Source organism: Agromyces mediolanus (genome assembly GCF_044917495.1).
In the GTDB taxonomy this organism is placed as follows: Bacteria; Actinomycetota; Actinomycetes; order Actinomycetales; family Microbacteriaceae; genus Agromyces; species Agromyces mediolanus_B.
Map to the genome: position 1 here is coordinate 20,912 of NZ_JAVSSI010000006.1, position 19,033 is coordinate 39,944.

15 protein-coding genes are annotated in these 19,033 nt (G+C 73.9%); 2 read left to right on the forward strand and 13 right to left on the reverse strand.

The window, feature by feature from the left end; all coding sequences use genetic code 11:
- Positions 1-40: 40 nt before the first annotated feature.
- The 8 genes from ROT00_RS10225 to ROT00_RS10260 all read right to left on the reverse strand — a co-directional run bounded on the left by ROT00_RS10225 (position 41) and on the right by ROT00_RS10260 (position 9,988).
- Positions 41-838, reverse strand: coding sequence for a DNA-formamidopyrimidine glycosylase family protein (locus tag ROT00_RS10225; protein WP_404774556.1), 798 nt, complete (start codon positions 836-838; stop codon positions 41-43).
- Positions 825-5,432: an ATP-dependent helicase gene (locus tag ROT00_RS10230; RefSeq protein WP_404774558.1), complete on the reverse strand. Its 4,608-nt coding sequence runs from the start codon at positions 5,430-5,432 to the stop codon at positions 825-827. The genes ROT00_RS10225 and ROT00_RS10230 overlap by 14 nt, the downstream gene beginning before the upstream one ends.
- A gap of 39 nt (positions 5,433-5,471) precedes the next feature.
- Complete coding sequence (locus tag ROT00_RS10235) at positions 5,472-6,314, reverse strand: SseB family protein (protein ID WP_404774560.1); 843 nt, start codon at positions 6,312-6,314, stop codon at positions 5,472-5,474.
- A gap of 10 nt (positions 6,315-6,324) precedes the next feature.
- Positions 6,325-7,071 (reverse strand): bifunctional 1-(5-phosphoribosyl)-5-((5-phosphoribosylamino)methylideneamino)imidazole-4-carboxamide isomerase/phosphoribosylanthranilate isomerase PriA, encoded by a 747-nt coding sequence (gene priA / locus ROT00_RS10240; protein ID WP_251202568.1) that lies wholly within the window; start codon positions 7,069-7,071, stop codon positions 6,325-6,327.
- Positions 7,072-7,193: 122 nt separating this feature from the next.
- Positions 7,194-7,832: an imidazole glycerol phosphate synthase subunit HisH gene (hisH, locus tag ROT00_RS10245; protein ID WP_404774561.1), complete on the reverse strand. Its 639-nt coding sequence runs from the start codon at positions 7,830-7,832 to the stop codon at positions 7,194-7,196.
- On the reverse strand, positions 7,829-8,443 hold the full coding sequence (gene hisB, locus ROT00_RS10250; RefSeq protein WP_404774563.1) for an imidazoleglycerol-phosphate dehydratase HisB: 615 nt from the start codon (positions 8,441-8,443) through the stop codon (positions 7,829-7,831). The genes hisH and hisB overlap by 4 nt, the downstream gene beginning before the upstream one ends.
- Positions 8,440-9,540, reverse strand: coding sequence for a histidinol-phosphate transaminase (locus ROT00_RS10255; RefSeq protein ID WP_404774565.1), 1,101 nt, complete (start codon positions 9,538-9,540; stop codon positions 8,440-8,442). The genes hisB and ROT00_RS10255 overlap by 4 nt, the downstream gene beginning before the upstream one ends.
- An 82-nt stretch (positions 9,541-9,622) precedes the next feature.
- Complete coding sequence (locus ROT00_RS10260) at positions 9,623-9,988, reverse strand: LysM peptidoglycan-binding domain-containing protein (protein ID WP_404774567.1); 366 nt, start codon at positions 9,986-9,988, stop codon at positions 9,623-9,625.
- 257 nt (positions 9,989-10,245) lie between these two features.
- Here ROT00_RS10260 and lexA point away from each other — a divergent pair, with 257 nt between their 5' ends.
- The gene (gene lexA, locus ROT00_RS10265) at positions 10,246-10,935 is read left to right on the forward strand and encodes a transcriptional repressor LexA (RefSeq protein ID WP_404774569.1); all 690 of its coding nucleotides are present in this window, start codon (positions 10,246-10,248) and stop codon (positions 10,933-10,935) included.
- 92 nt (positions 10,936-11,027) lie between these two features.
- On the opposite strand, the gene metE is transcribed toward lexA, so the two are convergent.
- The 3 genes from metE to hflX all read right to left on the reverse strand — a co-directional run bounded on the left by metE (position 11,028) and on the right by hflX (position 16,216).
- Entirely contained in the window at positions 11,028-13,361 is a 2,334-nt protein-coding gene (metE, locus tag ROT00_RS10270; protein WP_404774571.1) for a 5-methyltetrahydropteroyltriglutamate--homocysteine S-methyltransferase, read from the reverse strand.
- 104 nt (positions 13,362-13,465) lie between these two features.
- Entirely contained in the window at positions 13,466-14,419 is a 954-nt protein-coding gene (locus ROT00_RS10275) for a methylenetetrahydrofolate reductase (RefSeq protein WP_404774573.1), read from the reverse strand.
- 267 nt (positions 14,420-14,686) lie between these two features.
- A complete protein-coding gene (hflX, locus tag ROT00_RS10280; RefSeq protein WP_404774575.1) occupies positions 14,687-16,216 on the reverse strand; it encodes a GTPase HflX in 1,530 nt (509 codons plus the stop codon).
- 42 nt (positions 16,217-16,258) lie between these two features.
- On the opposite strand from hflX, the gene ROT00_RS10285 reads away from it, so the two are divergent.
- A complete protein-coding gene (locus ROT00_RS10285) occupies positions 16,259-16,873 on the forward strand; it encodes a class I SAM-dependent methyltransferase (RefSeq protein WP_404774577.1) in 615 nt (204 codons plus the stop codon).
- 19 nt (positions 16,874-16,892) lie between these two features.
- Here the strand turns inward: ROT00_RS10285 and ROT00_RS10290 are convergent, their stop codons facing one another.
- Together ROT00_RS10290 and dapF are read right to left on the reverse strand one after the other, a co-directional pair.
- Positions 16,893-18,152: an MFS transporter gene (locus ROT00_RS10290; RefSeq protein ID WP_404774579.1), complete on the reverse strand. Its 1,260-nt coding sequence runs from the start codon at positions 18,150-18,152 to the stop codon at positions 16,893-16,895.
- Positions 18,149-19,030: a diaminopimelate epimerase gene (gene dapF / locus ROT00_RS10295; RefSeq protein WP_404774580.1), complete on the reverse strand. Its 882-nt coding sequence runs from the start codon at positions 19,028-19,030 to the stop codon at positions 18,149-18,151. The genes ROT00_RS10290 and dapF overlap by 4 nt, the downstream gene beginning before the upstream one ends.
- Between the last annotated feature and the right edge of the window lie 3 nt (positions 19,031-19,033).

The window sequence follows — 19,033 nt, forward strand, 5'->3', positions numbered from 1 at the left end:
TCCGACACCCGCGGCGCAGCGGTTCGCTGCGGCGCCGTGTTCAGCGCTGGCAGTGCGGGCAGAAGAAGACCACCCGCTCCTGCGGGTCGGTGACCGAGTCGGTGCGCCCGCGTCCGAGCTCTCCGCGCTCGACCAGGGTGCCGCAGCGCCGGCAGGGCGCGCCGGCGCGGCCGTAGACCCAGAGCCGAGCGCCGCGGCGATCGACTCCGGTCGTGACCCGCGCCACGCGCTCCCGGTTCGCGGTGATGAGCCGGTGGGCGAGATCGACGATCCGCGCCGGGTCGCCCGCGTCCGCCACCGGCCGGTCGGGGCGGATGCCGCGCAGGAAGCACAGCTCGTTGACGTACACGTTGCCGAGGCCCGCGAGCACCCGCTGATCGAGCAGGGCGACCGCGACGGGCTGCTCGGCCCGGGCCGAGAGCCTGGCGGTCGCCTCGACCGGGTCCCAGTCGGGGCCGAGGAGATCCGGGCCCAGCCGTTCGAGCGCCGCGTCCTCCGCATCGCGGGGCAGCAGCTCCACCTCGCCGAGCTCGAAGCCGACCGCGACGGACTCCGCGTTCGCGAGCACGAGCCGGGCGAGTTGAGCGGGCTTCCCCCAGGGCTGGCCGGGCGCATAGACCCGCCACTCCCCCTCCATCTTGAGGTGGGTGCGGATGCTCCACGCGGCGGTGCGGACGAGCAGGTGCTTGCCGCGGCTCACGACCTCCTCGACCGTCTCGCCGCGGAGATCGGCCGTCGCGAACCGCGGCACCCGGAAGTCGCTGCGGGTGAGCACCCGCCCGGCGAGCGCCTCCCGGAGCCGAGCGGCGGCCCGGTAGACGGTGTCACCTTCGGGCATCGAGGCGCACCCCTCTCGGCGTCTCGCCGAATCCCGCAGCACCGAGCGCCCGACCGAACGGGGTGCCGAGCACGAACACGCCGTTGACGGACTCCACTGCGAGCCGGCGCACCCGACCGGAGTGCACGAGCGCGGCGAGCGCGCCCGCCGCCGCGTGCAACGTGGCCTCGTCGTCGCGGTAGACGAGCACCGTCTTGCCGCCGCGCTCGACGTAGCAGACGAGCTCGCCGTCGACCAGCACCACGACGGCACCCGCCTTGCGAGCCGCCCGGTGCGAGCTCTCCCCCGGGGGCTCGGGCCAGGGCAGCGCAGCCCCGTAGGCGTTCGCCGGGTCGGTCGCTGCGAGTGCCAGCGGGCGGAGACCGGCCCCATCGGGACCCGCCGAGGCCGTCCCTTGGCGCAGCACCGCCGCCGAGCCGTCGGGGTCGCCGGACCCGGCCGCCCCGTTCGCGGACTCGGCGAAGCCGCGGAGCCGGTCGACGGCACCGGGCGCCGCGAACTGGGCGGCCCCGAGCCGTTCCACGAAGTAGCCGCGGCGGGATCGGCCGGAGTCCTCGAAGCCGCGCAGCGTCTTGTACGCGAGGGCGAAGCCGCCGAGCACGCCCTCGGCGACCACGCTGCCCCGGGTGACGACGCCGTAGCGGTCGAGCAGCGTCTCCCCGAGCGCGTGCGCACGCCGGGTCGCGTCGTCGTCGGCGACCGGGAGCACCGACCACCGGCCGGCGACGGAGGGCGGTCCGCTCCGGCTCGGCATGGTCGCGCGGGGCAGGGCGCGCCCCCGGAGCATCCGGGCCCGCGGCGCCGGCCGCGAGGACTTGTGGGCGCTCCGTCCCGCGCCGACGAGCGCGCGCACCGGCGCGAAGGTGTCGCCCGTCACGAGCCCCGACCAGGCGAGGCCCCACAGCGCCTCGACGAGCGCCGCATCGTCGGGGGCGTGCTCGAGCTCGCCGAAGGCGCCGACCGCGTCGGCGAGCTGGCGGAAGAAGAACGCCCCGCCCGAACCGAGGGCGACGAGGAGCTCCCGCTGCACGGGATCGAGCTCGATCGGGGCGGGCGCCGGAAGGGTGAGCGGCGCCGTCTCGGCGAGGTGCAGGGTGATCCAGCCGTCGTCGCCGGCGAGCGAGCCGGAACCCGCCCAGAGCACCTCCCCGGCCGCCATCAGCTCGTCGAGCATGGCGGGCGAGTAGTCGGCGACGCGCGCCGGCAGCACGAGCGACTCCCACGCGGAGGCGGGCAGCCGCGCCCCCTCGAGCTGCTCGACGGCGGCGACGACTCCGTCGAGCCCGTGCAGCGTGCCGCCGACGTGCTGCCAGGCGGGCAGGAACCGGGCCAGCGCCTGCTGCGGGACCGGTTCGATCTCGTGCCGCAGTGCGGCGAGGGAGCGTCGGCGGAGCCGGCGCAGCACCTCGGCGTCGCACCACTCCGTCGACGTGCCGTGCGGGCGGAACTCCCCCTCGACCACGCGTCGCTCGTCGGCGAGCCGGCGAAGCGCCGAACGGGCGACCGCGACCCCGATGCCGAAGCGCTCGGCGACGTCCTCGACGGCGAACGGCCCGTGCGTCCGCGCATAGCGGCCGATCAGGTCGCCGAGCGGATCGGCGACGCCCTCGCCGAACGCCGCCGCGACCCCGGGCGGCACCGGGACGCCCAGGGCGTCGCGGAGGCGGCCCACGTCCTCGACGGCGGCGACGAACTCCGCGCCGGCGAAGGAGACCCGGACGGCCCGGCGTTCGGCCACGAGCCCGGCGACCGCCGCCGCGGCATCCGTCTCCGCCTCGACGCGCGCGACGAGTTCGTCGTCCCGGAGCGGCCCCAGCACCCGCAGCAGATCGGCGACGCCCTCGACGCCCCTCGCCCGGCGGTCCGGAGCGAGCCGCTGCAGCTCGGCCTCGGTCTCGTCGATCACGCCCGGGTCGAGGAGCTCGCGGAGCTCCACCCGGCCGAGGAGCTCCCCGAGCAGCGACTGGTCGATCGCGAGCGCGGCCGCCCGGCGCTCCGCGAGCGGCGAATCGCCCTCGTACATGAACGCGCCGACGTAGCCGAACAGCAGCGCGCTCGCGAAGGGGCTCGGCGTGTCGGTCGTCACCTCGACGAGCCGCACCCGCCGCGCGGCGATGTCGCCGGCGATCGCGACGAGCCCGGGGACGTCGTAGACGTCCTGCAGCACCTCGCGGACGGTCTCGAGGATGATCGGGAACGTCGGGTACGCGCTCGCGACCTCGAGCAGCTGGGCGGCCTTCTGCCGCTGCTGCCAGAGCGGTGAACGCCGGCCCGGTTGGTACTGCGGCAGGAGCAGGGCCCGGGCGGCGCACTCCCGGAAGCGGCTCGCGAACAGCGCGGACCCGCCGACCTCGTCGGCGACCAGCTGCTCCAGCTCGCCGGTCTCGAAGACGAACAGCTCCGCGCCCGGCGGATCCTGTCCGGTGTCGGGCACCCGCACGATGATGCCGTCGTCGGACGCGACGGCCGAGCCGTCGACCCCGAGCCGCTCGCGCACCCGCGCCGCGACGGCGAGCGCCCACGGCGCGTGCACCGGCATGCCGAACGGCGAGTGCAGGATGACCCGCCAGTCGCCGAGCTCGTCGCGGGTGCGCTCGACAACGAGCGTGCGGTCGCTCGGCACCTGGCCGGTGGCCCGCGCCTGGTCGGCGAGGAAGGCGAGCAGATTGCGCGCCGCGTTCTCGTCGAGGCCTGCCGCGCTCAGCCGCTCGAGCGCCGGCGTCTCGGCCGACGCGGCGAGCTCGCGCATGAACCCGCCGAGCGCGCGCCCGAGCTCGGCGGGCCGGCCGAGCGCATCGCCCTTCCAGAACGGCACCCGGCCCGGCTGCCCGAAGGCCGGCACGACGTTCACCCGGTCGAAGGTGATCTCCTGGATGCGCCAGCTCGTCGCACCCAGCGCGAACACGTCGCCGACCCGCGACTCGTAGACCATCTCCTCGTCGAGCTCGCCCACGCGGCGCGCGGCGCCCTCGTCGCCGCCGACCAGGAAGACGCCGAACATGCCCCGGTCGGGGATGGTGCCGCCGTTCGTCACGGCGAGCCGCTGGGCCCCGGGCCGGCCGGCGATGACGCCCTCCTCGCGGTGCCAGACGACCCGCGGGCGCAGCTCGCCGAAGCGATCGGACGGGTAGCGGCCGGCGAGCAGGTCGAGCGTCGCCTCGTAGGCCGAGCGCGGCAGCCCGGCGAACGGTGCGGACCGGCGCACCGTGGCGAACCAGCCCTCGACGTCGAGCTCGTCGACCGCGGCGGCGGCGATGGTCTGCTGCGCGAGGATGTCGAGCGGGTTCGCCGGGACCCGCAGCGTCTCGATCGCCCCGGCGAGCATCCGCTCGGAGGCGACCGCCGTGTGCACGAGATCGGCCCGGTTCTTCGGGAACATCACCCCGCGCGAGACCTCGCCCACCTGGTGCCCGGCGCGCCCGAGCCGCTGCAGGCCGCTCGCCACCGAGGGCGGGGACTCGACCTGCACCACGAGGTCGACGGCGCCCATGTCGATGCCGAGCTCGAGGCTCGAGGTCGCGACGACGCAGCGCAGCCGGCCGGACTTCAGGTCGTCCTCGATCTCGGCGCGCTGCTCCTTGCTGACAGAGCCGTGGTGCGCCCGCGCGATGACGGGCGGCGCGCCGATCGTCTGGCCGGACTGGGCCATCACCTGCGCCGGCGGGCCGCCGCTGCCCGCGGCGACGGCGAGCTCCTCGCGCTCCGACTCCTCGAGCTGCAGCTCGTTGAGCCGCGCGGTCAGCCGCTCGGCGAGCCGGCGCGAGTTCGCGAAGACGATCGACGAGCGGTTCGCGAGCACCTGGTCGAGGATGGCCTGCTCGACGTGGGGCCAGATCGACCCGGTGGCGTCGTCGCTCGCGGGCAGCTGCGCCATGTCTTCCACCGGGACGACGACGCGCAGTTCGAAGCGCTTGTCGGCGGGCGGCGCGACGATCTCGACGGGCGCGCTCGCGCAGAGGAACCGGGCCACCTCCTCGACGGGGCGGACGGTCGCGGAGAGCCCGATGCGCTGGGCGGGCCGTTCGAGGAGCGCATCGAGGCGTTCGAGCGTGACCGCCAGGTGCGCCCCGCGCTTCGTCCCGGCGACGGCGTGGATCTCGTCGACGATGACCGTCTCCACCGAGCGCAGCGTCTCGCGCGCCTGCGAGGTGAGCATGAGGAAGAGCGACTCGGGGGTCGTGATGAGGATGTCGGGCGGACGGCGCTGCAGGGCGCGCCGTTCGTCGGCCGGGGTGTCGCCGGAGCGGACGCCCACCGTGATGGGCGGCGGGGTCTCGTCGAGCCGCTCGGCGACCCGCCCGATGCCGGTGAGCGGCGCGCGGAGGTTGCGCTCGACGTCGACGCCGAGCGCCTTCAGCGGCGACAGGTAGACGACCCGGGTGCCGGGCTCGCGCGCCGGCTCCCGGTGCAGCCGGTCGATCGCGGAGAGGAACGCGGAGAGCGTCTTGCCGGAGCCGGTCGGCGCGACGACGAGGGCGTGCGACCCGCGCCCGATGGCCGCCCACGCGCCCGCCTGCACGGGCGTCGGCGCGCGGAACGCCTCGGTGAACCACGTGCGGGTGGCCGCCGAGAACGCCGCGAGCGCATCGGTCATGGCATCCATTCAAGCGGATGCCGCCGACACGCAGGCGGTTCAGGCGGCGCGGCCGCCGACGAGACGAACGGCGAGCGAGTCCACCCCGGTCGCGATGGTGTCGTCCTCGGCCCAGCGCCGCGCGAGTCGCGCCGTCGTCGCGTCGAGCTCCTCGCGCGTCAGCCCCTCGACGAGGTGCAGCACCACGACGAGCTCCGGGCCGGCGAGGCGAGCGAGCGGATCGCCCGCCGCCAGCTCGACGCCGAGCACCGCGAGCTCGCTCGCGGTCGAGCGCTCGAACGCGAGCCGAACGGGCTCCGACTCGAAGGGCGGGCGCCAATCGTGGGACTGCGCGACCGCCCACACCGCGGGACGGCGCAGCACGAACTCGTCGCCCGAGCCCGGGTCGAGCACCACGAGCTCGGTGCCGTCGTCGGCGGCGGCGAGGCAGACCCGGACCCCGTCGGCCGGCACCGGCCGCGCCTCGGGGTTCCACGCGCGCATCGCGTCGACCGAGGAGAACACCGGCAGGACGCGGCGCCCGTCGGGCCCCTCCACCGTCACGATCGAGAGCTCCTGGCTCTTGTCGACGGCGTGCCCGTGCGCCCCGATCTCGGAACCGCCGTCGCCGAGCTCGGCGAGGAGCGGGATCAGGAGGCGGGCGCCGCCGAACTCGGCGACCACGTCGGCCTGCGAGCCGTCGCCGTCGCGGAAGCGGATGAGCGCCGCTCCGAGCTCGACGGGGGTCGAGCCGTCGTCACCGGCGTGCGGGTTGGCCTCGAAGGATCGGCCCGCCCACGGCACGCCCGCCGAGTCGGCGAGGTGGGCGGGCAGCTCCCGCGGCTCGCCGCGCTTCTCGGGCGAGCGCTCGTCGTCGGAGCGCGCGTCGTCGGCGTCGCTCATCGCGGGGCCGTCAGTACCCGGCGACGTCGAGGGCCTCGGCGAGGGTGAACGCCCCCGCGTAGAGCGCCTTGCCCACGATCGAGCCTTCGAGCCCGAGCGGGACGAGCTCGCGCAGCGCGGCGATGTCGTCGAGGTTCGAGACGCCGCCCGAGGCGACGACCGGACGGTGCGTGCGCTCCATGACCTGGCGGAGGAGGTCGAGGTTCGGCCCCTGCAGGGTGCCGTCCTTCGTGACGTCGGTCACGACGTAGCGCGCCGCGCCGGCCTCCTCGAGGCGGTCCATGACCTGCCAGAGGTCGCCGCCGTCCTTCGTCCAGCCGCGTGCGGCGAGCGTCGTGCCGCGCACGTCGAGGCCGATCGCGATCGCCTCGCCGTACTGGGCGATGACGGACGCCGCCCACTCGGGGTTCTCGAGCGCCGCGGTGCCGAGGTTGATGCGCTTCGCACCGATCTCGAGCGCGTTCTCGAGGGAGGCGTCGTCGCGGATGCCGCCGGAGAGCTCGACGTTCACGCCGCGCACCTGGCGGATGACCTTCTTCAGGATGCCGGCGTTCGACCCGCGGCCGAAGGCGGCGTCGAGGTCGACGAGGTGGATCCAGTCGGCGCCCTGATCGGCCCACTCGGCCGCGGCGTCGACGGGGTCGCCGTAGTTCGTCTCGGTGCCCGCCTCCCCCTTGGTCAGGCGGACGGCCTTGCCGCCCGCGACGTCGACGGCCGGCAGCAGCACCAGGCGGGGGGTGTGGTTGAACTCGCTCATCACTGTCCTCGGAGAGAAGGCCGCTGTGCGGCACTCGGGCACAGTCACAGCATCCTAGTCGCGGCCGGCGGCCGCCGTTGACACGTGACGGTCAGGGTCGGAGCGCTCGCGCGCTCCGCTGGTCAGCAGAGGCTGCCGATCCAGTTGGAGAGCAGCCGGATGCCGGCGTCGGCCGACTTCTCGGGGTGGAACTGGGTGGCCGACAGCGGGCCGTTCTCCACGGCCGCGAGGAAGCGACCCCCGTGCTCGGCCCAGGTGAGCGCCGGTTGCGGGAACGGCGGGATGACGTCGAGACTCCACTGCTGCGCCGCGAACGAGTGCACGAAGTAGAAGCGCTCGTCCTCGATGCCGTCGAAGAGCACGCTGCCCGCGTCGGGCGTCACCGTGTTCCAGCCCATGTGGGGCAGGACCTCGGCCGGCAGCTCGGTGACGACCCCCGGCCATTCGCCGAGCCCCTCGGTGTCGGTGCCGCGCTCGACGCCGCGCTCGAACATGACCTGCATGCCGACGCAGATGCCGAGCACCGGGCGCCCGCCCGCGAGACGGCGGTCGATGAGCTCGTCGCCGCGGACCGAGCGGAGCTGCTCCATCACCGCGCGGAAGGCGCCGACGCCGGGCACGAGGAGGCCGTCCGCCTCCATGACCGCGGCGCGGTCGGCCGTGACCTCGACCTCCGCGCCGGCGCGCTCGAGCGCCTTCGCCGCGGAGTGCACGTTGCCGGAGCCGTAGTCGAGGACGACGACGCGGCGGGTGCGACTCACAGCGCGCCCTTCGTGGACGGGATGCCGACGACGAGCGGGTCGAGCGCCTTCGCCTGCCGGAACGCACGGGCGAACGCCTTGAACTCCGCCTCCGCGATGTGGTGGGGGTCGCGGCCGCCGAGCACGCGGACGTGCACGGTGAGGCCCGCGTTGAAGGTGATCGCCTCGAAGACGTGGCGCACCATCGATCCGGTGAAGTGCCCGCCGATGAGGTGGAATTCGAAGCCCTCGGGCTCCCCGGTGTGCACCAGGTAGGGACGGCCGGAGATGTCGACCACCGCCTGCGCGAGCGCCTCGTCGAGCGGCACGAGCGCGTCGCCGTAGCGCGAGATGCCGCGCTTGTCGCCGAGCGCCTGACGGATGGCCTGGCCGAGCACGATGCCGGTGTCCTCGACGGTGTGGTGGACGTCGATGTGCACGTCGCCGCTCGCCCGCACGGTGAGGTCGCTCAGCGAGTGCTTGGCGAACGCCGTCAGGAGGTGGTCGTAGAACGGGACGCCCGTCTCGATGTCGCTCGTGCCGGTGCCGTCGAGATCGATGGAGAGGTCGATGCTCGACTCGCTCGTCTCGCGCTGGACGCGGGCCGTGCGGTGCTGGTTCGCCGTGGTCATGATCCGATCCTATTCGCGGCGGCCGGCGCGAAGCGCGCGATCGCCTCGAGGAACGCGGTCGTCTCCGCCTCGGTGCCGGCGCTCACCCGGAGGCTGCCGGGCAGGCCGATGTCGCGGATCAGCACCCCCTGCTCGAGGAGCGCCTGCCAGAGCGCCGCCGGGTCGTCGACGCCGCCGAACAGCACGAAGTTCGAACCGCTGCGGTACGGGTGGAACCCGAGGCGCTCGAGCTCGCGCTCGATCCGCTCGCGCTGGCCGCGGATCTCGTCGACCATCGCGAGCATCTCGTCACTGTGCGCGAGAGCGGCGAGGGCCGCCGCCTGGGTCAGCACGGACAGGTGGTACGGCAGCCGGACGAGCCGGAGCGCGTCGATCACCGCGGGGTCGGCGGCGAGGTAGCCGACGCGGGCGCCGGCGAAGGCGAACGCCTTGCTCATCGTGCGGGAGACGACGAGGCGCGGGCGTCCCTCGAGCAGCGTGAGCGCGCTCGGGGCACCGGGCTCCGTGAACTCGAAGTAGGCCTCGTCGACGATCACGATGCCGCGGGCGGCATCGGCGACCGCGCGGACGGTCTCGATGGGCACGGGCGTGCCCGTCGGGTTGTTCGGCGCGCAGAGGAACACGAGGTCGGGGTCGTGCTGCTCGATCGCGGCGACGGCGGTCTCCGCGGACAGCTCGTACTCCGCATCCCGCGGGGCATCGATCCACTCGGTGCCGGTGCCGGAGGCGAGCAGCGAGTACATCGAATAGGTGGGCGAGAAGCCGAGTGCACGCCGCCCCGGACCGCCGAAGGCCTGCAGGAGGTGCTGCAGCACCTCGTTCGAGCCGTTCGCCGCCCAGATCTGCTCGGGACCGAGCCCGTGACCGAGATAGCCCGCGAACGCTTCGCGCAGCTCGGTGAACTCGCGATCGGGGTACCGATTCAACTGGAGGATCGCCGCCGCGACCCTGGCCACGATGTCGTGCGCGACGTCTTCGGGGATCGGATGCGTGTTCTCGTTCACGTTCAGTGCGACCGGAACAACCTTCTGCGGCGCGCCGTAGGGCGTGCGGCCCCGGAGGTCGTCGCGGATGGGCAGATCTTCGAAGCTCGTCACCACCCCATGCTAGTGAGCGACCGGCGCATGTGACGCCGGCGGCCTCGACCTCAGCGCAGGGCGCAGAGCACGGCGGCGACGCTCACTGGGCGGGAAGCGCGAGCCGCTGCCCCGGCTCGACCACCGAGGAGTCGAGGCCGTTGAGGCGGATGATGTCGTCGATGACGACGCGCGGGTCGGCACCGGGGTCGGCCGCCTCTGCGATCTCCCACAGCGTGTCGCCCGCGCCCACCGTGACGTAGTCGAAGCTCGCACCGGGCTGGCCGATGGCGTCGTCGGCCGCAGCCGCGCCCGCACCGAGCACGCTCAGCGCCGCCCAGAGGACGAGCGGCAGCGCGCCGAGGACCGTGAACACCGCACGGCCGCGCGTGGTCAGCCGAAGCCGCGTGCGCGGCACCTCGAAGCGGTTCGTTGCGAAACCGGCACTCGTCGCCGTGACTGCGCTCATCTCAACACCTCCAGGGGAGAATCGCATCCGGCCCTCGGCCGGGAGGGCCGGATGCGAAGCTATGTTCCGAATCTATCTTCGATTGTTCGAATCTGCAAGTCGTTCTTCGAACATCCGGCCGCATCGAATTCGCGACACACTCGAATGAATGTTTGCCGCACCCGCCCTGCGCGGATACAGTTTCGAATGTCCGAACACAGTCCAGCAGGGACCACCGACATTCCGGTCGCAAGGCCGCCGACGAGGGGCGTCAGCACGTGAGCACCGACACCGAACCCAGCAAGCCGGCACCGCGTGCGCGCCGTCGCAAGAGCCTCAGCGCGAAGCAGATCTCGATCCTCGAGGTCGTGCAGCGCTCCGTCGCCACGCGCGGCTATCCGCCGAGCATGCGGGAGATCGGCGACGCCGTCGGGCTCTCCTCCCTGTCGAGCGTGACCCACCAGCTGAACCAGCTGGAGCTCGCCGGATACCTCCGGCGCGACCCGAACCGGCCCCGCGCGCTCGAGGTGCTCATCGAACTGCCCGGCACCGAGGAGCGCCCCCAGAGCGAGGGCGAGCCGATCCCCGTCGGCGACGCCGCCATGGTGCCGCTCGTCGGCCGCATCGCGGCCGGCATCCCGATCACTGCCGAGCAGCAGATCGACGAGGTGTTCCCGCTCCCCCGCCAGCTCGTCGGCAAGGGCGAGCTGTTCATGCTGAAGGTCGTCGGCGACTCCATGGTCGACGCGGCCATCTGCGACGGCGACTGGGTCGTCGTGCGCTCCCAGCGCACCGCGGAGAACGGCGAGATCGTCGCGGCCATGCTCGACGAGGAGGCGACCGTCAAGGTGTTCCGCCAGCGCGACGGGCACACCTGGCTGCTCCCCCGAAACAGCGCCTTCGAGCCGATCCTCGGCGACGACGCCGAGGTGCTCGGCAAGGTGGTGGCGGTGCTGCGCGCGGTCTGAGCCGGCGCAGCGCACACGCGGAACGGCCCGGGATGCGGATGCATCCCGGGCCCTTCGTGCGCCGTGGCTCGGCGCAGGAGGCGCGCGCCGGACTAGCCGCGCGCGAGCGACTCCCGCACGGAGCGCGCCGCCTGCACGAGGTGCCCGAGCGAGGCGACGGTCTCCTCGTAGCCGCGCGTCTTCAGCCCGCAGTCCGGGTTCACCCAGAGCCGCGACGCCGGCACCTCGGCGACGGCGCGCTCCAAAAGCTCGCGCACCTCGTCCTCGGCGGGCACGCGGGGCGAGTGGATGTCGTACACGCCGGGGCCGACGCCGTGATCGAAGCCGCTGCGGCCGAGGTCCTCGACGACCTCCATCCGGCTCCGCGCCGCCTCGATGCTCGTGACGTCCGCGTCCAGTCCGCGGATCGCGTCGATGACGACGCCGAACTCCGAGTAGCAGAGGTGCGTGTGGATCTGCGTCGCGGGCTCCGCTCCTCCCGTCGCGAGCCGGAACGCGCCGACCGACCAGTCCAGGTAGCCGGGCTGATCCGCCCGGCGCAGCGGGAGCAGCTCCCGCAGCGCGGGCTCGTCCACCTGGATGATGCGGATGCCGGCGGCCTCGAGGTCGGCGACCTCGTCTCGGAGCGCGAGCCCCACCTGCCGCGCCGTGTCCGCGAGCGGCTGGTCGTCGCGCACGAACGACCAGGCGAGGATCGTCACCGGGCCGGTGAGCATGCCCTTCAGGTGCTGCTCGGTGAGCGACTGCGCGTAGGCCGACCAGCCGACCGTCATCGGGGCCGGGCGCGAGACGTCGCCCCAGAGGATCGAGGGGCGCGTGCAGCGCGAGCCGTACGACTGCACCCAGCCGTGCTGGGTCACCGCGAAACCGTCGAGCAGTTCCGCGAAGTACTGCACCATGTCGTTGCGCTCCGGCTCGCCGTGCACGAGCACGTCGAGCCCGAGCTCCTCCTGCAGCCGGACCACGCGCTCGATCTCCGCCTCGATGAGCCGGCGGTAGCCTGGCTCGTCGAGCTCCCCGCTCGCGCGCGCCGCACGCGCCCGGCGGAGCTCCCCGGTCTGCGGGAAGGAGCCGATCGTGGTCGTGGGCAGCTCCGGCAGGCCGAGGTCGAGCTGCGCCTCGACCCGGTCGTCGTACGCGGCGCGGGCGAAGTCGGCGTCGCGGAGCGCGGCGAGCCGCTCGCGCACCGCCGGCACGCGCACCCCGGGAGCACCGCTCCGGTCGGCGAGCGCAGCCGAGGCATCCGCGAGCTCGGCGTCGATCGACTCGCGACCGTCGGCGATCCCGCGCGCGAGCGTCGCGAGCTGCGCGACCTTCTGATCGGCGAATGCGAGCCAGCTCACGAGCCGCCGGTCCAGCTGCTCCTCGTCGGCGAGGTCGTGCGGCACGTGCAGGAGCGACGTCGAGCTCGAGACGGACAGCGCCCCTGCGACCCCCTCGAGGGCGAGGGCGCGATCGAAGGCGGCGGCGAGGTCGCCGCGCCAGATGTTCCGGCCGTCGACGACGCCCGCGACGAGCGTCTTCGTGGCGAGCGCCGCGCGGGTCGGCTCGTCGAGGTCCGAGGGCAGCTCGCCGCGGACGAGGTCGAGGCCGATCGCCTCGACCGGGGTCGCCGCGAGGGAGGCGAGCCCGGCGCCGATGCCGCCGTAGGGCGTCGCGATGAAGAGCGCGGGCCGGCGCGCCGCGCCGCCGAGGGCGGCGTACGCGCGGGCGGCCGCGTCGCGCAGGCGCGCGGGCGTCTCGTCGAGGCTCTCGCTCGCGAGAGCGGGCTCGTCGAGCTGCACCCACTGCGCGCCGGCTTCGGCGAGGCGTGCGAGGAGCTCCGCGTACACCGGCAGGAGCCGGTCGAGTTCGTCGAGCGGACGGAATCCCTCCGGCGCCTCCGCCGCGGGCTTCGCGAGCGCGAGCAGCGTCACCGGCCCGACGAGCACCGGCCGGGTGAGGACGCCCTCCGCGAGCGCCTCCGCGAAGCGGGCGACGAGCCGCTCCGGGTGCGCGGCGAACGCGGTCGCGGGCGCGAGCTCCGGGACGAGATAGTGGTAGTTCGTGTCGAACCACTTCGTCATCTCCAGCGGCGGCTGCCCGGCCTCGCCGCGCGCCAGTGCGAACTCGCCGTCCACGTCGACGGAGCCGTCGGCCGCGCGGACGTGCGCGAAGCGCTCCGGCACGGCGCCGACCGCGAGCGCGGTGTCGAGCACGTGGTCGTAGGCGGCGTACGCCTCCGGGATCGACGAGTCGTCGCGGCCGAGGCCGAGCTCGAGCAGTCGGGCCCGCGTCGCTGCGCGCAGCTCGGCGGCGCGCCGTTCGAGCTCGGTTGCATCGATCCGTCCGGCCCAGTAGGCCTCGACGGCGCGCTTCAACTCGCGGCGGCGGCCGATCCGCGGGTACCCGAGGATCGTGCCCGCGGGGAAGGCGGGTGCGGTCATGTGCTGCGTCCTTTCGTCGTGCTGCGGGGTCGGCGAGGCACCGCGGGGTCGCGGGTCGCCGGAGGAGCCCGGGACGGTGCGTCCCTGGGCAGGTCTTCGCTCGCTCAGCCGTGCGCGGCGGCCGAGTGGATGCCGATCCGATCGAGCACGGAACGGACCGTCTCGTGCCGGTTGTAGGTGTACAGGTGGAGGCCCGGCGCACCGCCGGCCAGCACCGCCGCGGCGAGCTCCGCCGCGTGCGCCTCGCCGATCTCGGCGCGAGCCTCGGCGTGCGGCTCGATCTCGAGCGCGATCGCCAATTCGGCCGGCGGCTCGACGCCCGTCAGCTGGGTGAGCCGGGCGAGCCGAGCCGGCGTCGTGACGGGCATGAGCCCGGGCAGGATCGGGATCGTCACCCCGGCCGCGCGCGCCCGCTCGACGAAGCCGAGGTAGTCCTCGGCGTGCCAGAACAGCTGCGTGATCGCGAGCGTCGCCCCGGCGACCTCCTTGGCGAGGAGCACGTCGACGTCCTGCGCGAGACCGCGCGAGCGGGGATGCCCCGTGGGGAACGCGGCGACGGCGACCCGCTCGGGTCGCGGCCTGGCCCGGATCCGCCGGGCGCGGGGAGCGCCGGGCACCCCGACCTGGCCGAAGGGCTCGCGCTCCTCCTGCACCCGGTGGATGAGCTGCACGAGCTCCGCGGCCGAGCCGAGGTCGCCGAGGCCCGAGTCCGGGTCGCCATCCTCCGGCGGGTCGCCCCGGAGGGCGAGGAAGCTCGTGATGCCGGCGTCGAGGAACTCGCGGACGATCCGGTTCGCCTCCGCGTGCGAGGAGCCGACGCAGGTGAGGTGCGCCATCGGCTCGACGTGGGTCTGCTCGAGGATGTACCGGAGCACGGTGAGCGAGCGCCCGCGCGACGAGCCGCCTGCGCCGAAGGTCACGGAGATGAAGGCGGGTTCCACCTCGGCCAGCCGATCGATCGTTCGTCCGAGCGCGATCGCCGCGGCGTCGCTGCGCGGCGGGTACAGCTCGAAGGAGATCGGCGGGCGGCCGGGACAGTCGCCTGCGGCTCCGGTCATGGCGGGCTCCTCGAAGGGATGCCGCATGGGCGATGGCACGGCTTGCCGCGACCATCGCCGCGGGGCGGCGGATGGGACTCGCGGGCGGGTGCCGGGCTCGGCGGTCGCTCCTGACGGCGGGCATCCGGCCCGTCGCCGACGATCAAGAGCGACGATACGCCGACGGCGCCCGCCTCGCACGAGTGTGACCGAGGATGACGCCGCGGGACGCCCCGTGACCCGTCCGCCGCGCGGCGCCGCGCTCCCGGCGCCGAGTCCTGCTCCGACTCAGGCGGCGACGGCCGGTGCGCGGAACTCGGCCAGCTGCCCGGCCAGCTCCGGTGAGACGAGGGCGCGCACGCGCGTGCCCTCCTCGACGTACTCGATCTCGAGCACGCGCGACGTCTCGTGCAGCGCCGAGACGACGTCGCCGCGCTCGTACGGCACGAGCAGCTCGACCTCGACGGCCGGGTCGGGCAGCATGCGCCCGATCGCCTCGAGCACCGCCTCGACGCCCTCGCCGGTCCGGGCCGAGGCGAACAGCGCGTCGGGTTCGAGCCCCTGCAGCACGAGCCGGTCCTCGGCGGAGACGAGATCGGCCTTGTTGAAGACGATCAGCTCGGGGAGATCGCGGGCGCCGACCTCGCCGATGACATCGCGCACCGTCGCGATCTGCCCCGCGGGGTCGGGGTGCGCGGCGTCGACGACGTGGACGATGAGATCGGCGTCGCCGACCTCCTCCAGCGTCGAACGGAACGCCTCGACGAGCTGGTGCGGCAGGTTGCGCACGAATCCCACGGTGTCGGCGATCGTGTACACGCGGCCGTCCGCCGTCGTGTTCCGGCGGACCGTCGCGTCGAGGGTCGCGAAGAGCGCGTTCTCGACGAGGACCCCGGCTCCGGTGATGCGGTTCAGGAGGCTCGACTTGCCGGCGTTCGTGTAGCCGGCGATCGCGACCGACGGGACCGCGTTGCGCTTGCGGTTCGCCCGCTTCGCCTCGCGCGCCGGCTTCATGCCGACGATCTGCTTGCGGAGCTTCGCCATGCGTGAGTGGATGCGCCGGCGGTCGAGCTCGAGCTTCGTCTCACCGGGGCCGCGGCTGCCCATGCCCGCGCCGGCGCCGCCGACCTGCCCACCGGCCTGCCGCGACATCGACTCGCCCCAGCCGCGCAGCCGCGGCAGCAGGTACTCGAGCTGCGCGAGCTCGACCTGGGCCTTGCCCTCGCGGCTCTTCGCGTGCTGGCTGAAGATGTCGAGGATGACGGCCGTGCGGTCGATGACCTTCACCTTCACCGCGTCCTCCAGCGCACGGCGCTGGCTCGGGGCGAGCTCGGTGTCGGCGATGACGGTGTCTGCGCCGAGGGAGGCGACGATGTGCCGGAGCTCCTCGACCTTGCCGCGCCCGAGGTAGGTCGCGGGGTCGGGGTGCGGCCGGCGCTGCAGCACGCCGTCGAGCACCCGGGCGCCGGCGGTCTCGGCGAGCGCCGAGAGCTCGCGGAGCGAGGTCTCCGCGTCCTCGAGCGAGCCCTGCGAGTAGACGCCGATGAGCACGACGTTCTCGAGACGGAGCTGCCGGTACTCGACCTCGGTGACGTCCTCGAGCTCCGTGGAGAGCCCGCTCACGCGCCGGAGGGCGGCACGCTCCTCGCGGTCGAGCTGCTCGCCGTCGCTCGACTGCCCGGGCGAGGCATCCGCCGCGTCCTTCTGGATGGCTGCGGCGGTCTCTGCGCCGAATCGGGCGACGCCCGCGCGGGCGTCCGCCGAGCGCAGCACGCGCTCGACGGCGTCGTCGGGGTGCTGTTCTGAAGCGTCGTTCATCGTGTCCAGCCTACTTCTCCCTCGTGCGATAGGTTCCCCTGTATGTCTCAGGAGCATTACTTCTCGTCCAAGCCCGCGTCGGAGGACGCGCTGCGCACCGTCCGGGTGCGTCTGGCCGGGCGGGACCTGGAGCTCCTCACGGCCGCCGGGGTGTTCAGCCCCGAGCACCTCGACCACGGGACGCGGGTGCTCCTCGAGCACGTGCCCGTGCCGCCCGCCGACGGTGCGCTGCTCGATCTCGGCTGCGGCTGGGGGCCGATGGCCCTCACCCTCGCGCTCCGCTCCCCCGACGCGACCGTCTGGGCGGTCGACGTGAACGAACGGGCGCTCGATCTCGTGCGGCGGAACGCCGCCCGACTCGGCCTCACGAACGTCAACGCCGTCCTGCCCGGCGATGTTCCCGGGGAGCTCGAATTCCGGGCGATCTGGTCGAATCCGCCGATCCGCATCGGCAAGCAGGCGCTCCACGAACTGCTCGAGACCTGGCTCCCCCGGCTCGAGGCCGAGCGCTCGGCGTGGCTCGTCGTGCAGAAGAACCTCGGCGCCGACTCGCTGCAGCGCTGGCTCGGCGAGACCCTGGCGGCCGGCACGACGATCGAGCGGCGCGCGACCGACAAGGGCTTCCGCCTCATCGAGGTTCGATCGCCGTCGGCCTGAGCGACGGGACTGCTGCGTTCTAGTCGGCTGCGCCCGTGCGGGCGGCGCGGATCGCCGCCGAGCTCGTGAGCACGAGGAACGCGGTCGTCGCGACCAGCACGACGAGGAGCGGCACGGTCCAGGCGCCGGTCGACTCGTGCAGCGCGCCCAGCACGGGCGGTGCGGTGGCCGCGACGAGATAGCCGCCGGCCTGCACGAGCGCCGACATCTGGGTCGTCTCACGGTCGCTCCGGGTGAACCGCACGACCGAGGCGATGATGACGACGAAGCCGCCGCCCTGGGCGATGCCGCCCGTGATGGTCCAGAGGAGGTACGCGTCGGGGGCGAGGAGCAGCCCGAGCGGCAGGCTCATCCAGAGCACGCCGACGATCGCCGGCTGCAGCCAGACCGGGCGCGCGCGACCGAGGAACGGCACGCCGAGCGCCCCGGCGACGGCGGCGAGCTGGAAGAGCGAGGAGACGTTGCCCGCCGCGATGCGGTCGAGCCCGTACTCGTCGCCGTACAGGCTCGGCAGCCACGCGCTCAGCCCGTAGTAGGAGAACGACTGCACGGCGAACGCGGCGGCGAGGAGCCACGTCATCGCGTTGCGCCACGCCGAGCGTTCGCCCGGCACGACCCCGTTCGGCCCGGTCACGGCCTGGAGCGACCCGGTCACCGCGAGCGCCTCGGCGGCTCGCGCCTCGCGCGTCTCCGCGACCGTGCGGCGGAGGTGCACGCCCCAGACCGCGAGCGCGACGAGGATGAGCACGCCCCACACCGCCGTCGCCCACTGCCAGCCGATCTGCTCGGCGAGCGGGGCGGTCGCCGCGATCGTGAGCATCGAACCGACGTTCATCATCGCCGAGTAGACGCCCGTGACGAGTTGCGCGCGCGCCGGGGGCACGTCGCGGCGGATGACCACGGGCACGACGACGTTGCCGATGGCGATCGCGATGCCGATCACGATCGTGCCGACGAAGGCGGCGGCCGTCGTGCCGCCGGAGCGGGTGATCGTGCCGATCAGGGTGCCGACGAGCGCGATCGCGACGGCCCGTTCCGCGCCGGTCAGCCGGATCGTCCAGGCCGCGACCGGGGTGCCGAGCGCGAAGCACAGTACCGGGAGGCTCGTGAGCAGGCCCGCCGTCGTCGGGGTGATCCCGAGGCTCTGCTCGATGTCGTCGATGACCGGGGAGATCGTGACGAGAGGCCCGCGGAAGTTCAGGGCGACGAGCGAGATGCCGACGAGCAGCAGCCAGGGGAAGGCCGAGCGGGCCTGTTCGCGTCCTCCGGGGCGGCTCATGCGAGCGCGAGCACGCCGTCGTAGACGAGCTCGGCCGGCCCGGAGAGCGAGACGTGCTCCCCGTCGGGCGCGGCGACCATGCGCACTCCGAGCACGCCGCCGGGGACCTGCACGCGCCACGAGTCGGGCGCGCCCGCGCCGGCCCAGTACCGCACCGCGAGCGCGGAGGCGACCGCACCGGTGCCGCACGACAGGGTCTCGCCGGAGCCGCGCTCGTGGACGCGCATGCGGATGCGGCCGACGCCGTCCTCGACGAGCGGATCGGCGGGCACGACGAACTCGACGTTCGCGCCGGCCTCGGGCTCCGGGTCGAGCACGGGCAGGTAGCCGAGGTCGAGGCCCTCGAGCTCCTCCTCGTCGGCGAGGGCGACGACGACGTGCGGGTTGCCGACGTCGATGCCGAGGCCGGGCCGGGCCACCGGCAGGTTCTTGGCGCGCACGAGCGGCTCGCCCCCCGCGAGCCGCCAGACGCCGAGATCAGCCTGGTAGCCGCCGGCGGCACGGCGCACCCGGCGCACGCCAGCGCGCGTGCCGATCACCAGTTCGCCGCCGTCGGGCAGCTCTGCGAGGCCCTGGTCGACGAGGTAGGCGGCGTAGACGCGGATGCCGTTGCCGCACATCTCGGACACGGTGCCGTCGGCGTTCCAGTAGTCCATGAACCAGACGGCGCCCGCGTCTTCGGCGAGGGCGTCGGCGCCGGCCTCGAGATTGGTGCTGCGGACCGCCCGGATGACCCCGTCGGCCCCGACGCCGAAGCGGCGGTCGCAGACGGCTCGGATCTGCTCGGGCGTGAGTTCGAGGTCCCCCTCGGGATCGGCGAAGAGCACGAAGTCGTTGCCGGTGCCCTGCCCCTTGGTGAACCTGAGATCGAACGACATGCG

What these genes read in the sequence shown, in the direction of transcription:
- ROT00_RS10225 (WP_404774556.1), bottom strand. Translation starts at nt 838, where the DNA reads ATGCCCGAAGGTGACACCGTCTACCGGGCCGCCGCTCGGCTCCGGGAG.
- ROT00_RS10230 (WP_404774558.1), bottom strand. Translation starts at nt 5,432, where the DNA reads ATGACCGATGCGCTCGCGGCGTTCTCGGCGGCCACCCGCACGTGGTTC.
- ROT00_RS10235 (WP_404774560.1), bottom strand. Translation starts at nt 6,314, where the DNA reads ATGAGCGACGCCGACGACGCGCGCTCCGACGACGAGCGCTCGCCCGAG.
- priA (WP_251202568.1), bottom strand. Translation starts at nt 7,071, where the DNA reads ATGAGCGAGTTCAACCACACCCCCCGCCTGGTGCTGCTGCCGGCCGTC.
- hisB (WP_404774563.1), bottom strand. Translation starts at nt 8,443, where the DNA reads ATGACCACGGCGAACCAGCACCGCACGGCCCGCGTCCAGCGCGAGACG.
- ROT00_RS10260 (WP_404774567.1), bottom strand. Translation starts at nt 9,988, where the DNA reads ATGAGCGCAGTCACGGCGACGAGTGCCGGTTTCGCAACGAACCGCTTC.
- metE (WP_404774571.1), bottom strand. Translation starts at nt 13,361, where the DNA reads ATGACCGCACCCGCCTTCCCCGCGGGCACGATCCTCGGGTACCCGCGG.
- ROT00_RS10275 (WP_404774573.1), bottom strand. Translation starts at nt 14,419, where the DNA reads ATGACCGGAGCCGCAGGCGACTGTCCCGGCCGCCCGCCGATCTCCTTC.
- hflX (WP_404774575.1), bottom strand. Translation starts at nt 16,216, where the DNA reads ATGAACGACGCTTCAGAACAGCACCCCGACGACGCCGTCGAGCGCGTG.
- ROT00_RS10285 (WP_404774577.1), top strand. Translation starts at nt 16,259, where the DNA reads ATGTCTCAGGAGCATTACTTCTCGTCCAAGCCCGCGTCGGAGGACGCG.
- ROT00_RS10290 (WP_404774579.1), bottom strand. Translation starts at nt 18,152, where the DNA reads ATGAGCCGCCCCGGAGGACGCGAACAGGCCCGCTCGGCCTTCCCCTGG.
- dapF (WP_404774580.1), bottom strand. Translation starts at nt 19,030, where the DNA reads ATGTCGTTCGATCTCAGGTTCACCAAGGGGCAGGGCACCGGCAACGAC.